The sequence below is a fragment of the Nostoc sp. DSM 114161 genome, from assembly GCF_052692665.1.
Map to the genome: position 1 here is coordinate 989,076 of NZ_CP195141.1, position 15,107 is coordinate 1,004,182.

General features: G+C 40.1%; 11 protein-coding genes and 1 tRNA gene. 10 read left to right on the plus strand and 2 right to left on the minus strand.

Features of this window, described 5'->3' with window-relative positions; all coding sequences use genetic code 11:
* Positions 1 to 20 precede the first annotated feature (20 nt).
* The 3 genes from NSTC745_RS04370 to NSTC745_RS04380 all read left to right on the plus strand — a co-directional run bounded on the left by NSTC745_RS04370 (position 21) and on the right by NSTC745_RS04380 (position 5,821).
* Positions 21 to 4,511, plus strand: coding sequence for a translation initiation factor IF-2 N-terminal domain-containing protein (locus tag NSTC745_RS04370; protein WP_445636056.1), 4,491 nt, complete (start codon positions 21 to 23; stop codon positions 4,509 to 4,511).
* A 15-nt stretch (positions 4,512 to 4,526) separates the two neighbouring features.
* The gene (locus tag NSTC745_RS04375) at positions 4,527 to 4,835 is read left to right on the plus strand and encodes a HigA family addiction module antitoxin (RefSeq protein WP_445636057.1); all 309 of its coding nucleotides are present in this window, start codon (positions 4,527 to 4,529) and stop codon (positions 4,833 to 4,835) included.
* 125 nt (positions 4,836 to 4,960) lie between these two features.
* The gene (locus NSTC745_RS04380) at positions 4,961 to 5,821 is read left to right on the plus strand and encodes a hypothetical protein (RefSeq protein WP_445636058.1); all 861 of its coding nucleotides are present in this window, start codon (positions 4,961 to 4,963) and stop codon (positions 5,819 to 5,821) included.
* 130 nt (positions 5,822 to 5,951) lie between these two features.
* On the opposite strand, the gene NSTC745_RS04385 is transcribed toward NSTC745_RS04380, so the two are convergent.
* Positions 5,952 to 6,024 (minus strand) — tRNA-Arg (locus NSTC745_RS04385).
* Between the two features lie 359 nt (positions 6,025 to 6,383).
* Between NSTC745_RS04385 and NSTC745_RS04390 the strand changes: the two genes are divergently transcribed.
* The 3 genes from NSTC745_RS04390 to NSTC745_RS04400 all read left to right on the plus strand — a co-directional run bounded on the left by NSTC745_RS04390 (position 6,384) and on the right by NSTC745_RS04400 (position 9,064).
* Positions 6,384 to 7,046 (plus strand): Npun_F0813 family protein, encoded by a 663-nt coding sequence (locus NSTC745_RS04390; protein WP_445636059.1) that lies wholly within the window; start codon positions 6,384 to 6,386, stop codon positions 7,044 to 7,046.
* A gap of 140 nt (positions 7,047 to 7,186) precedes the next feature.
* Positions 7,187 to 8,038 (plus strand): hypothetical protein, encoded by an 852-nt coding sequence (locus NSTC745_RS04395; protein ID WP_096536166.1) that lies wholly within the window; start codon positions 7,187 to 7,189, stop codon positions 8,036 to 8,038.
* Between the two features lie 21 nt (positions 8,039 to 8,059).
* The gene (locus NSTC745_RS04400) at positions 8,060 to 9,064 is read left to right on the plus strand and encodes a transposase (RefSeq protein ID WP_445636060.1); all 1,005 of its coding nucleotides are present in this window, start codon (positions 8,060 to 8,062) and stop codon (positions 9,062 to 9,064) included.
* Between the two features lie 146 nt (positions 9,065 to 9,210).
* On the opposite strand, the gene NSTC745_RS04405 is transcribed toward NSTC745_RS04400, so the two are convergent.
* The gene (locus tag NSTC745_RS04405; RefSeq protein ID WP_445636061.1) at positions 9,211 to 10,152 is read right to left on the minus strand and encodes an ADP-ribosylglycohydrolase family protein; all 942 of its coding nucleotides are present in this window, start codon (positions 10,150 to 10,152) and stop codon (positions 9,211 to 9,213) included.
* Positions 10,153 to 10,544: 392 nt separating this feature from the next.
* Here NSTC745_RS04405 and NSTC745_RS04410 point away from each other — a divergent pair, with 392 nt between their 5' ends.
* The 4 genes from NSTC745_RS04410 to NSTC745_RS04425 all read left to right on the plus strand — a co-directional run bounded on the left by NSTC745_RS04410 (position 10,545) and on the right by NSTC745_RS04425 (position 15,099).
* Positions 10,545 to 11,084 carry a hypothetical protein gene (locus NSTC745_RS04410; RefSeq protein ID WP_445636062.1) on the plus strand — a complete coding sequence of 180 codons (540 nt, stop codon included), beginning with the start codon at positions 10,545 to 10,547 and terminating at the stop codon, positions 11,082 to 11,084.
* A 466-nt stretch (positions 11,085 to 11,550) separates the two neighbouring features.
* On the plus strand, positions 11,551 to 13,464 hold the full coding sequence (gene sir, locus NSTC745_RS04415; protein ID WP_445636063.1) for a sulfite reductase, ferredoxin dependent: 1,914 nt from the start codon (positions 11,551 to 11,553) through the stop codon (positions 13,462 to 13,464).
* Positions 13,465 to 13,577: 113 nt separating this feature from the next.
* Positions 13,578 to 14,219, plus strand: a complete 642-nt coding sequence (locus NSTC745_RS04420; protein ID WP_445636064.1) for a Uma2 family endonuclease — start codon at positions 13,578 to 13,580, stop codon at positions 14,217 to 14,219.
* A gap of 13 nt (positions 14,220 to 14,232) precedes the next feature.
* Positions 14,233 to 15,099, plus strand: coding sequence for a 16S rRNA (uracil(1498)-N(3))-methyltransferase (locus NSTC745_RS04425; RefSeq protein WP_445636065.1), 867 nt, complete (start codon positions 14,233 to 14,235; stop codon positions 15,097 to 15,099).
* Positions 15,100 to 15,107 lie beyond the last annotated feature (8 nt).

Consider the following 15,107-nt stretch of genomic DNA (forward strand, 5'->3'; position numbering starts at 1 on the left):
GTGGGCAAAGGCAACATTGGATGAACAAAGTAAAAGTAAGAATTTATGAACTATCAAAAGAATTGAATTTAGATAGTAAAAAACTATTAGCAATTTGCGAAAAACTCAAAATTGTAGCTAAAAGTCATACAAGTTCCATCTCAGAATCTGAGGCGGAACGCATTCGTTTAGCGATAAATAAACTCGCAGCAAAATCCACAAAAAGTAAAACATCCTCTGAAGATTGGGGTTATACATTCGTAGGTTCAACAATTGATAAATTAATCCGCAATCTTGAAGGAGAAAGCGCCCTACAAGCATATCCTGAGTTTCGGGAACGACGCGAACATGCTAACGAATTAATGTTTGAATGCGTTGGGAAAAAGCCTTGTCTATTTTATGTACGTCGCAAAGGTGCGGGAAAAGATCCAAAAGAAGAAATTTGGGATTTAACGATAGCAACAGATTCTGATAATTTTCAATTACCACCAAAACTTGATAAACTAAGAAAAACATTAGGATTTACAGCAGCTGTCCAAAAAGATGGACGCGACGGTTTAAAGATACTTTCGGCTCATTTATTACAAATATCACGGGGAAATGCTGATAGCTATTCTCTAGCTTTTCCCTTACGTTTGCTACCTAATCACCAGTATCATCTCGACATTCCACCAGCGACATTGACGCGCATAGCAGCCGCACCAGTTTGTGGTGATAATGTACCTACAGAAGATCAACTAAAAGCTTGGAAAGCGTTTTTACAAATTGAAGAAAAGATCGCTAAAGCGCGTCAATTTTGTGTACGTTATATACGTAATAACTATAACTTAAAAAGGCGAATAAATTTTGAAATTGATGTAACTTCAGCTACCCTTGATGGCTTTTATCAAAATTCCTTGGAAATAGAAAACTTTTGGGAACGCGCAAAGCAAGCAAAAAACGAAGATTTAAAACTTTTTGAAACTGCTCCCATTGGAAAAAATTGGCTAAGTGGTCGTCAATTAGGAACTATTGAAGAAATAGACCCCAACCGTTGCATTATCAGCGTTAGATTAGAACGAGATTTAGCTGAATATATCGCAACAGAACGTTATAAGTTTCCAACTACCGGGTTTTTGTGTTTTGAAGCAGTTGGCGATATTCAGCAGATTCAGCGTAAGAAAAAAGCCTTAGAAGATTTGAATAATGGTTACACTCAAAATCCATATTTAGGTAACTTTTTATTTGATGCTTACCAAGCTAGAAAAATCAAAACAACTACCGAACTCCAACCACAAGATTTGCTATTATCTGCTGCAAATCCCGGTCAAAAAGCAGCAGTAGAAAAGGTACTTGCAGCTAAGGATCTTGTTTTGATTCAAGGGCCGCCAGGTACTGGAAAAACTACCGTCATAGCTGAAATTTGCTATCAAATTGCCCTTCGTGGCGGACGCACTTTAATTGCTTCTCAAGCTAATTTAGCAGTAGATAACGCCTTGAGTCGATTAGTTCATAACCCAGTGATTCGTGCTGTACGCAAGGGAAAAGCCGAAAAAGTTGGTGAGGAAGGACAACCCTTTTTAGAAGACCAAGTAATTGGTAGATGGCTGGAAAATACTGCAAATGACTGCGAAAATAATCTAACTCAAAGATTTGAAAATATTCAAATTTTTCGTAAAATACTCTCATCATCACAAAGATTTACATCCTACTTGCAAGCAGAAGAAGAATTCGATAAAGAACAAAGCAAATTCCTGAAAAATAAGTTAAAAATAGAGTCAGAATTTAAAAATCAAGAAAAATTTTACAACGATTATTTAGCAGCACAAAATGAGCTAAAATCCTTAATTTCTGGTTTGGATAAAATACTAAGTACTATTCCCAATATCGATTGGGAATCTCCAGAAATCACAAATTTTTTGCCACTCCTTAAACCCTACGCGGAAGGTAATACTTTAGTAGAAGAATTTTTAGCCAATGTTCGTAAATCTATTAAATATAGTGATGAACTTGGCTTTGTGCGTCCAGCGTTTGGTGCTTTTGGTTTAGCGATTTGGTTGCGTGAAACTATCGCAACAGAAATTTTGCAATTTAAAGCTGCTTTGAATTATGCTCAAAATGCCAGTGAAACTATGTCAGCAGTTGCAGCATTAGCGCAGACTGTGAAAGAGAATTTTGACTTGTTAAGTCAGTTACAAACAGATTATCAGAAATTTCTGACCAAGCAGCAAAACCTACAGCAAACAATTCAGATATGGCAAAACCGTCAGAGAGAAATTGATTATATTATTTCAGCAGTTAAAGAATGGAAGTCTACAGCACATTCTCATCTCTATCAAACTTTAAAAGATTGCCACCAATCAGGTTTACCCTTAACAGATAATTTAGTAGACTTGCCGCTAGGCTTATTGATGTTTGCTAATACATTAAAATTACTGATAGTACCAAAAAATTACAAAATTAACTTGCCTGATTGGGATTTATTGACAAAAGCGATCGCTTATGAAATAGACGGAAATTTTAGCGATCGCCAAGGCAAACAGCATAATTTTAGTTACTTTTTACAACAAAATTTTAGTCAGATTCCAATGGTGCTATCACAAAGCGATCGCGCTCAATGGCAAGAGACTTATCAACAATTTAATAATTATCAGCTACTCAACCCAAAACAGCGAAAGTTATTGGTTGAAAATACACAATTTTTCTTAATTAGAATCCAAAAAACTTATGGCGGATCGTGGGAATGGAATAATATCGACTCTACTCTCACTCGAATTACACAAGAATTGCTAGAAACTATCCTGGCAAATGCACGTCAATGCGTTTTAAAAGTCAAAACTGAAGCAGAACAACAACTTCATCATTTACGCCAACAATTAAATGAACTGCAAAAAAATGAAATCAGCCAACAGCAAATTTCTGCTACTCAATATCAACTAGAAAAAGCGCAGCAAGATGCTAATTCGCAACTTGCACAAGTTATTAATATCTTGCAAGAACTCAGCCAAGAACCAAACATACCTGCTCAAGTACGCACTTTAGCTGAGCAATATCTCACCACACAATCAAAAATTTGGGAACAACCCCAAGAATTTACTAAGCAAGTGCATTCCTGGGTAAATTGCATCACTCAGCTTGAAAGTTTGATTTCATTATTAGAACCTTTTGCTGTGTTGGAGGTAATCAAAACTTCTCTAAACGAGTATTTAGCTAAACTAAAACAAGAGACTGAAAATTCTCTACAGCAGCTTCAAAAATTGCAAATTAGCCTCCAGGAATTTGAACAACAATTACAACCACAGCCATCAGAAAGTTTAATTGCAGAAAGAATGTGGTGGTCGGCAGAATGGCAAAATCTACCCGATAAATTTAAGCCAGAAAACTCTAGTGGTGATTTGTTTAATATAGAGTTTTTACAGACTTTAAATCTTAAGTTTGAATCTTGGCAACAACAACTCCAAAAAGAAGAGACTTATCTCAGTAAATATCAAAATTTTGTGCAAGATTGGATAGAAAAGTTAAGAAACCCAACAGAAGGCGATCGCAACGATTTAAGACGCATATATTTAGATAATGCCAACGTTGTAGGTATCACCTGCGTTCAAGCTGCCAATAGAGGTTTTTCTGAAGAATTTAAATCTTTTGATGTCGTCATCATCGACGAAGTTAGTAAATGTACTCCACCAGAATTACTAATTCCAGCATTGAAAGCCAAAAAATTAGTCATGGTAGGCGACCATCGACAATTACCGCCGATGCTCGATACTAGCACTTTAGAAGAAGTTGCCGAAACAATTGGTAATACGCGAGACGAACTCCAATTTTTAGAAGAATCGCTATTTAAAAGTCAGTTTGAATCTGCCGATGACAGTATCAAGCAAATGCTGACTACACAATATCGAATGCATCCCTATATTATGGGTGCAATCAATCAGTTTTACGATGGTAAACTAGAATCTGGAATTTTAGAGCCTGATATAAAACGCGCACATAATTTAGCAGGCGAAATCATCCAAGTATCTCACCATATTCTCTGGGTAAAAACGCCTATAGAAAAGAAATTTTTAGAAGAACGCCAAGGAACTTCTTACTTTAATACTCCAGAAATTGATGCAATTGAACATTTGTGTCAGCAGTTCGAGAAAACTTGGACTTCTAAAGTTGCTAATGGCGAACCAAAAAAAGAAATTGCCGTGATTACATTTTATGGCGCTCAATTGAGAAAAATTGATGAACGCCTGCAATCTGAACTTTTCCCTTCTCTAGAAATTCGTACTGGTACGGTAGATAGATTTCAAGGAATGGAAAGACCTGTTGTAATTGTGAGTATGGTTCGCAACAATAATAAAGGAGATGTGGGATTTGCGAAGAAACCAGAACGCGTAAATGTTGCTTTTTCCCGCGCTCAAGAACTGCTAGTAATTGTTGGCTGTCATGATTTATTTACCCAGCAACCAGGTAAGGTAGGAAGTATGTATTCCGAAGTTTCAAATATTGTCAGTTCGCATGAGGGTTTCGTGGATATTTCTCAACTAATAGTAGATTATCACTGATGCATAAAAATAATTATGAATAATGACCGTCTACCAAGTATCCATCCTGGAGAAATCCTACAACTAGAATTTTTAGAGCCATTAAATATCACCTCTAATCAATTAAGCAAAGATATAGGTGTAGCTCAGACACGAATTAATGATATTTTATCTGGAAAGCTTAGTATTACAGCAGATACAGCTTTACGTTTATCTCGCTATTTTGGTAATAGCGCTCAGTTTTGGTTGAATTTACAAACGCAATATGATATACGCCAAGCTCTTGAAGAAAATTCAGAAGTTTACAATCAAATACCTAAGCTTCCCTTTAATGATGTAGCCTGAGTTTCTCCACCAAAATATTAAATCTTCTGTGGTGTGTAATTGCTACATTAGCAATCCCAACGGTAAATTTTTTTTAGCAAGTATAAAAAACTGACTCATTCATTAAGTACATAGAGGTTTTTTTGATGTCTCTTGCTTCTTCTAATAAACCAATTGATGATAATCTTAAAAATTTGGTCAAGGAAATTGAAGCAGAAAACCCTAATTTATCAGTTTTAGCAGCATGTCAATTTCGCTATAGCTGGCACCAAACTCCTATAGAAGTAAACATCAAAGAACCCCGGCAATTTAACGTACTTGAAGAATTTATTATTCGCGCTGCAATTGAATTTCAACCTCCGCCAACAGAAGAGGAATTAGCCTCAGTACTTGCGCTCGATCCTGTATTCATTCGCAGTACTACTGCAAATCTTCGCTCTTTACAAACTCTATCAGCAACATCACCACTAACAGTTACTTCGGAAGGACGTTCATTTTATGAAAAAGGTTCTGTACCTCAGCCTCCATATCCCGTACAGCTTAACGCTATTGTAGATCCTTTGAATAACAAGCTAACCTTTCAATTTGAATCATTAAACGAAACAGCAATAAATTTACCAGATATTGCAGACTTTATAAATTTTGATAATAAAATTGATATTTCGGTGTTACCGCTTGAGGAAATCCAAAAAAATATTCAAGCTTCAGATTTAGCACTTCATGTACCCGAAGAAGGAAAAATTGTCACCTCTTTTAAGGTACTACTTTCCACTCAAAAAATTTGGCAAAAGATATCAATTTTCGTCATTTTTAATTCAAGTGAAGATAAATTGAGTATTCAAATAAGAAGCGGCAAACAAATTTTAGAGTCAGCATCCAATTGGTTAGAAATGCTACATAATAAAGGTAAAATAAACTTACAAACATTATGTAATTTGTCAACAGAAGCCATTGATTTTGAACGTGAAGCAGTTCTCAAACAGAAAAACGTGGAAAATACCACCTGATTTAATAAATATTAAAACGTTCCTGATAGCAGAAATGGCGTAAATTTCTCGGCGCGATCGCAATTAACAATCCTCAATAATTCTTGTAGAGAGGCCGATTAATCGCGTCTATTCCCTTAATCGATTCAAACGAGCGCGGCAGGACTCGAACCTGCGACCAATTGCTTAGAAGGCAATTGCTCTATCCACTGAGCTACGCGCCCAAGATAATATTCTGGCTCCCAAAAGAGTCATCTGGAATATTATATCGTTTTTCTCGACTAAGAAGCAATCAAAAATTGCAGATTTCTCGCTAGCAAGGCTAAGATCCAAGTCGCTAGTTATCAATCTACATTAAAAACGAAGCAGATGGCGTATTGGTTAGATATATTGTCTTGTCAAGGGGTTACTTACCCCAGGCCGAGTCCTTCTAGGCAGCTTAGTCTAATGAAATATCCAGCGAAGCGAGCGGCTTCGACCATTTTTACATCACGCTAGGTAATTTCAGCCTTGGCGATGCTGTCAAATGCCATTATATATTCCATATTAAGAATGCCCCTGTGAGGAGTTATTTGCTAGTGCCATGTTTATTCTCAAACGGCAGGATGTTGAAATATCAAGCATTCAGCACCCAAAAAAGGATCAGCAGGTGCCGATCCTAGATTATCAAGGGCAGACTTTTCGCTTGATTAGTGTGTTCAAAGCTAGTCAAGAAGAAGAAGCTAGAGCCTTATGGAGAGAATTAACGGATAACCGGGGTAAAGCCTGTGTCTTACTGGAAGAACCCGAACGTTTTAGCGTTTGGGGGAAAATCCGTTTAGAACAGTTAGGTAATGACACAGGTGGTAATCAAGGCAAGACGGGGATTTTGATCCAAGCCACTGTTTTACTGTTGCAAGCTGTTTATATCGATATTGAAGAGTTTTTGGGTGCTAGGCAAGCTGCATTATTTGAGAAAGATATTGCGGAGGTATTCCAGCAAAAGCAATTTCCCCAAGCATCTCCTCCAGAAACAGTTAAATCATTGGTATCAAACAATCCTTTGCTTGGAGCCAAACTACCTCCTTGGCAAGAAAATCACGTAGTTACCCTTTTGCAAGAATTACATCGATTAGGCAAATCCTATTTTGGCAATGCCAATTTTACCAAACAAGTGATTTATAAGTTAGAAGACATGCCAGAAGCCGAGCGATCGCTATTTCTTTCTTGGCTAAATCAATCAGCACTGGGTAAACTATGGCAGTAGTCTGGAAATTTTTTTCAAAAGTTCCTACTGTCGGCACTTGCTATTGGTGTTCGATTGTGTCTTATTTGGCAGACACACCGCTAGCTATACAATCCTTTAACTCAAAATACTGCCAGAGTGCATCTACATAGTCAAGCCCTATGAATAACTCTTACGACAATTCCTTGGTTTCTAAATCCATTTTCAACACTCAGAACATTGTTTTGGCTAATATTGGTTGGGGCGTGCTGGCACTGTTATACTTTTTGTTGTTTAGTGCCAAAATCCCCGGAGCCGATGGCATAGAAAGCCGAGCCGAGTGGTATGTGATTGGCACAAATATTTTTGAAGCCTTAGCTTATTTGGGCGCCGGTATCTTATGCTTGAGAAACTGGCTTAGTCCGCAAATCGTCAGTGGTCGGAATGTTTGGCTCTCTATTGGCTTAGGTATGCTTTCCTATTTCATTGGAGGGATAATTTTCGGTTACACGGAAATAGTTTTAAAAGAAGAACCGGATGTGTCTTTAGGCGATATATTTTTTGTATTGAGTTATCTGTTACTAGGCGCAGGCATGATTTTAGCTGTGGCTTCCAGGCGAATCAATCTGGAAAAATGGCAGTGGCTAATTGTGTTAGCAATTGCTGTATTCGGTAGTTTGTTAGCATGGTGGATTTCTATGCAACAGGAAACATCGTCAGAACTTTTGGTCGCTATTTTGAATTGGTTTTACGTAGTTAGCGACGTAGTTCTGTTAATTATTGCTACCACTCTGCTGTTAGCCTTTTGGGGAGGAAGAGTTTCCCAGTCTTGGCGAATGATTGCCGCAGCGGCCTTTTCGCTCTACATTGCAGATATGTGGTTTAAATACGCCCAAGGCCCCAATTATCAAAGTGGGGAGATACTAGAAGTGTTTTGGGTGTTTAGTGGAGTGTTATTTGGTATGGGCGCAGCCCTAGAATATGACGCATCACTAAGACGAACGCGGCGTACCAGCACACGAAAACGAGCTTAGCAAAGATTTTTGGTATCTACCGTGAGAAAACTAACAGACTCTGACAAACAAGAAATTCTCAAGTTATATCGAGAAAGTGCCGAAACAACCTCTACTTTGGCAGAACGCTACGACGTAAGTAACTCGACGATTAGTCGTTTACTCAAAAGTACTTTGCCAGAAGAAGAGTATGAATACTTAGTTTCTTTAAAGCGAGCTGCCAGAACTCCTGAGGGTAGGGCACAGGTAAACTATGAGCAGTTACCGCTGCTGATAACTCAACCACAGCCAGAAATCGAAGTTCCACCTAGCGACACCCAGCCGAAAGTGGTAGAAGTTGAACCACCACAGCTACGTCGTGTAGTAGAGGTAGTAGAGGAAGAAACCGACTCAGAAGATACTGACGAGTCAACTGCTGCAAGAAGGGTACGGCGACGCACCTCAGCCACAGAAAAACCGAAGCTAAGAGTTACAGAAAAATCAGAAACTCCACAACCAAAACCCTTGGAAATAGCCAGTATCCCCAGCCCCATACTCAAGGATGAACGTCCAGAGGTAACTGTCATAGCACAGATGCTGGGAGAAGACTTGCTAGACGAGTCAGAAGATTTGGATGATTTAGAAGATGACGATTTAGAAGATGATGACTTTGAGGAGGAGGATGACTTAGAGGAAGATGACTTTGATGAGTTAACGCCTTTAGTTACAAGACGCAGACCGGGTGAAGCATCGGTTCAAGTTTTGCCACTATCGGCAGCACATTTGCCGAAAACTTGCTATTTGGTAATTGACCGTTCCTCGGAATTAATTACGCGACCTCTCAAGGACTTTGGCGACTTGGGGCAAATTCCCAACCTGGAAACCCAGCAAAGAACTTTACCGGTGTTTGATAATCATCGAGTAGCCAAGCGTTTCTCTACCAAACGCGATCGCGTGATTAAAGTCCCCGATAGTAAAATGCTGCATAAGGCTCGTACTCATCTCCAAGCCAAGGGAATCACCCGATTGTTAATTGATGGTCAAGTCTACTCTTTGTCTACGGTTTAAAAGTGAGGAGTGAGGATTGAGGAGTTGGGAGTGAGGAGTGAGGAGTTGAAAATTTTATAATTTATCACTTTTAACTCCTAACTCTTCACTCTTAACTCCTAACTCTTAACCCTTAATTCCTAACTCCTAACTCCTCACTCTTAACTTTAAGCGTAAACAGCCCTTGAAAAACGTTCTGCCAAGTAGATAATGTCTTGCTTGCGGGCAATTTGGTTTATCCATTGTCGGGGAATGTTTTCCACCCCGTAGTAAATTCCCGCTAACCCTCCGGTGACGGCGGCGGTTGTATCTGTATCTCCGCCTAAGTTAACAGCTTTGAGTACCGCTTCGGAATAAGATGAGCTATTTAACAAACACCACAGGGATGACTCTAAGGTATCAATCACGTAGCCGCCAGAATTAATCTCTTCTACTGGTAATTTGGCAATCTCACCGCTGAAAACTCTGCCAAAATGCGGCTTTTCTAACAAAAATTCCCGCATAGCATAAATTGGTTGGATATCTTGTAATCCTTGGAGATAAGCCGTTTGGGGGTCAGCGCCTTCTAACAAGCAAACTGCAATACTAATATAAATGCCGCAGGCCATTTGCGATCGCGCATGGGCATGGGTAATCGCTGAAACATCATGCACCCGCGCTATTAATTCGCCTAAACTTAAGTTTCTATGACAATAAGCCATCGGCAAGATTCTCATTAACGAACCATTGCCATTACTATTTTCAACTTTGCCACCCGCCTGATGGGGTACAACTCCCTGTTTCAAACGCATCAGTGCTGTATGAGTCGTTTGACCGATATCAAAGACATCGCCACGAGGAGTCCAGTAAGCTTCCTTGTACCAGCGCCAGAAGGAATTAGCTATGGCTTCTAGGGAATACCCCCTACAAAGACTTTCTGCCAAGCAAAAGCTCAAAGAACTGTCATCTGACCAAGTTCCCGGCGGTTGATTCCATGTGCCATAACCCAACATAGTTGTCACTGGAGATTTGATTCGTTCTGCACGGCTAGTAAACTCCACTGGCACACCCAATGCATCACCGACACATAAACCCATCAAACCAGACAACGTTTTTGCAGCGGTTAGCATTATTCAATCTCCAATAATTGCTAAAAATTAACTTTATAGATTTACTCTCTCGCTTGTTGCCATAGATGCTACAGGCTACTTTTTCACCCTATGTGAAATGCAAGAGAAAAAATTAGTTGACTGGCTGTTGTCCAACTAGATTGCAGCTAATTTTTAGTTCCCCTAACTATGCCACTTTTAAAAGCGTCTGCTTTTTAGATACAAAATTGGGAATCGTTGAAAAGTTAAGTGTAATTATAACATTTTGTTCAAAATTATTCATCTAATTATTCTTGAATCTAGTGGAGCGATCGCAACAGCTACTTAAGAAAATTCCAGAATTATCTGGAACATTTTTACTGAGCTTTCGACTGGGAATATAACAGTAAAAAATACAAAATTTGGTCACAATTATGAAAAGCTTACTCAAGTCTATCCTGACAATTTCTGCATTATCTTCTTTAGTAATTGCGCCTGTTCTTCTATCACCTGACCAAGCTTCTGCCCAAACCAAAAAGGGTACAGATGCTAGTTATGTTGGTGCTGGTATTGCAGCTGGCGTTACTAGCGGCGGACAAGGAACTAACGATGATGCGACATTTGGTGGTAATGTCACAGGTCGCCTGAAATTAGGAAATACCCCATTTTCTGCACGTGGAAATGTTCTTTGGAGCGATCAAACTAGCGCCATTATTCCAGAAGTTTCTGTAGATGTGCCAATTGCAAATAGAACTAATGCCTATTTAACTGGTGGTTATTCTTTTGTAGAAAAAGATGGTTCTGCAACTCCTATAGGTAACAAAGATGCAGTAGTATTAGGTGCTGGTGTTGAATCGGAAGTTGCTAAAAATTTCCTCGTTTATACTAATACTAAAGTAGGAATTAATGCTTATCAAAATAGCGATACTCCTGCTGTTAGCATCAATGCTGGTATTGGCTATAGCTTTAAATAAAAGCTCAGCAAAACATTCCTCAGCCACCAAAGTTCAGATTTAAGCAAACCTTAGCTGCAATTTCTGGCTGAGTGAAAAAACTCGATCGCTGTCAACTCAAGCAGGATAAATTTTGAGACTGGGGTAGCACAGCTGTGCTACCCTACTTACTGGGCTTACTTCAGGTAACTCAAAACCGTTATAATTATCGAGAAAAAACTCTCTTTTCGTTGAATCGAACGATTTTAATCATTAAGCTGAACTAAAGAGTATTCGATCGCTCTATACTTTACTCAGCACTTTGCACTCTCAAGAGCAGGTTTTGTTAAGTGTTACATCACTGAGAAAGCCGACTTTTGCCGTGTTAAAATAAAACTATTCCTCATTATTCCGGCCGGATTACCGGGGATAATTTAGCCGAAAAGATACTAAATATCTTGGAATTCGGCGTCCACGAATGCTTTATTGAGAATACTATACAAGTCTAATGGTTAACTCTGCTCCTTCCCCCGTCGCTAGCCGTAAGCCTTCTAAAGTAGAAGTAATTAAAGAAAATAGCAATTTTTTGCGCGAACCTGTAGCAACTGAGATTCTTGAAGATACTACTCATTTTAGTGAAAATGCTGTGCAACTGTTGAAGTTTCACGGCTCTTATCAACAGGATAACCGCGACAACCGCACTAAGGGACAGGAGAAAGATTACCAGTTTATGCTGCGGACGAAAAATCCCGGTGGTTTGGTGCCGCCGCAGCTGTATCTAGCTTTAGATAAACTGGCTGATGAGTATGGTAACCAAACATTACGAGCCACCACCCGTCAAGGTTTCCAACTGCACGGAATTTTAAAGAAGAATCTTAGAACAGCAATTGCTACCATTGTCAATAATCTGGGTTCGACTTTGGCGGCTTGCGGCGACGTTAACCGCAACGTGATGGCTCCTCCAGCGCCGTTTAAAAATCGCCCAGAGTACCAGTATGCTTGGGAATATGCCCAGAATGTTGCTGATTTGCTTACCCCACAAACAGGCGCTTATTACGAAATTTGGTTAGATGGCGAAAAGGCAATTAGCGCTGAAAATCCAGAGGTGACGGCAGCGCGATCGCGCAATGGCAATGGCACAATTATTCATGACAATCAAGAACCGATTTATGGCACTCACTACATGCCCCGTAAGTTCAAAGTTTGCGTGACTGTACCGGGGGATAATTCGGTTGATTTATATTCTCAAGACCTGACTTTGGTGGTAATTACCAATAAGAAGGGAGAATTAGAAGGATTCAATATCTTTGCTGGCGGTGGCTTAGGTAGAACGCACAACAAAGAAGAAACTTTCGCTAGGTTAGCAGATCCAATTTGTTATGTAGCCAAACAAGACGTTTACGACATAGTAAAAGCGATTGTAGCCACCCAAAGAGATTACGGCGATCGCACTGACCGCCGTCACGCCAGATTAAAATATCTAATCAACGATTGGGGTGTAGAAAAATTCCGCACCCAAGTTGAAGAATACTTTGGCAAACCACTTACACCCTTCAAATCACTACCAGAGTGGAAATATCACGACTTCCTCGGTTGGAACGAACAAGGCGATGGCAAGCTATTCTTAGGAATTTCCATTGACAATGGTCGCATTAAAGATGAAGGTTCGTTTCAACTAAAAACCGCTTTACGGGAAATTGTCGAGCAGTTTAACTTGCCCATCCGCCTGACACCCCACCAAAATTTGATTTTTTACGATATCGAACCAGGTAACAAAGAAACCATCGACGAAATTCTCAGCCGTCACGGTATCGTTTCTGACCCCAGTAAAATCGAACCTTTAGAACGCTATTCAATGGCTTGTCCTGCTTTGCCTACCTGCGGCTTGGCAATTACCGAGTCAGAACGCGCAATACCAGGAATTTTGGAACGAGTTCGCGCTTTATTAAATAAAGTAGGTTTACAAAAAGAACATTTTATGGTAAGAATGACAGGCTGTCCTAACGGCTGCGCTCGTCCTTACATGGCAGAATTGGGCTTTGTTGGTAGCGCCCCAGAAAGTTACCAATTGTGGTTAGGGGGTTCGGCAAATCAGACACGACTGGCACAACCTTACGTCGATAAGTTGCACCATAACGACTTGGAAAGCGTCCTAGAGCCAATTTTTGTCTACTTTAAGAAATCAAAGAAATCGAAAGAAAGTTTTGGTGATTTTTGCGATCGCGTTGGTTTTGATGCCATCCGCGAATTTAGCGCCACCTACGAACCGGGCACATTCAATGGTGCGAACAAATCACGCCATCGGGTAAATCTGAAAGCTGATATCTACGGCAAGTTGAAGGAAGTATCCGAAAGCCAAGGTAAGCCAATGACTCAGTTGGTAACTGAAGCTTTAGAGGTTTACTTCCAGAGTCTTTCGTAAGCTGGAAAATTGAAGATAATGAAATTAAAAAGAGACACAGATAGATTTATCTGTGTCTCCTCGCATAAGTCCTAATTTATAGTTAGGCAACACATCCACAGGAAAACTGAACTATGGTAAGCACAGCAAAATTCGCAGAAACTAGGAATGTGCTGCAAAACATTAGCTGGCAGACATTCAAAGCGATGCTGGCAGATATGGGATGTGGGAGAAATACAAGGCTAGCTTATGACAACGGAATAGTAGAAATTATGACCCCGCTGATGCCACACGAGAATTCAAACCGTCTAATTGAGGGTTTTGTTCTTGTGTTGTGTGAAGAATTTGGTTTAGAAGTTAAAAGCACTGGCTCTTTGACTCTGACGCGGGATGATTTGGAGCAAGGAGCCGAGCCGGACAGTAGTTACTATATCCAAAATGAAGTCTTAGTCCGCAACAAAGAAAATATCGATCTAAATATAGACCCACCACCAGACTTGGTATTAGAAGTAGAATATTCAAGAGCCAAAATAAACAAGTTAATTATTTATGCTTCAATGGGAGTCCCAGAATTCTGGCAGTATAACGGAACTGTGTTGAGAATTTACACACTTGACAATGGGCAATATTTCCAGAGTGAAAGCAGTCCAACTTTTGCGCCTGTGCTGGTGACAGAAATTCCTCGATTTATCCAAGAAAGCAAGAAAATAGGACAAATAGCGGCCACTCGTGCTTTCCGTAGCTGGGTTAGACAGCAAATGTCTACAGCAGAGTAATTTATTCAGAAAAATGTCTCAACTGCAAAGAATTGCGATCGCCCCCTCTCAACTCCAGCAACAGCAAATTTTACTCACCAAAGAACAGCAACATTACTTAGGGCGGGTGTTGCGTTTGCGTGAAGGCGATCGCTTTATTGCAATGGACGGTAAAGGAAAATCGTGGTTGGCACAGCTAGCAGGGGAACAAGCACAAGTTTTAGAATCAATATCAGTAGAGAATGAATTACCTGTATCAATTACACTGATGGTGGCATTACCCAAAGGTAATGGATTCGATGAAATCGTGCGGTGCTGTACGGAATTGGGAGTAACTTGTATTGCACCAGTGTTGAGCGATCGCACTTTGCTTCATCCCAGTCCCCAAAAACTCGAACGCTGGCGGCGCATCGCAGCGGAAGCCGCCGAGCAATCAGAACGTTCGTTCGTGCCGACAATATTGGAACCTGTCACTTTTAGCACGGGTTTGTCATCAGTCACTTGTACTGAGCGACTTGTGCCGAGCGAAGTCGAGGTAAGCCGAAGTATTAGTCATTTGTCATTGGCAAATAGCCAGCAATATATCTGTGTGGCTCGTGGTGACTTTCCTCATTTAAAAGATTGCTTACACCACAAAGGACAAATGACAAATGACAAAGCGCAAAGTCAGAGCGGAGGTTTCCGACCATCTGAACTTTGTAAGAGAGGGCAAATAACAAATGACAAGGGACAAGAAACAATTGTCATTGCTACCGGCCCAGAAGGCGGATGGACAAAACAAGAGGTTGAAAATGCGATCGCAGTTGGATTTCAACCTGTTTCCCTTGGTCGCCGCATCCTCAGAGCAGTGACAGCGCCAGTAGTAGCATTATCCTTGATTACCGCAGCTTGTGAAGTATAAATGAGTTA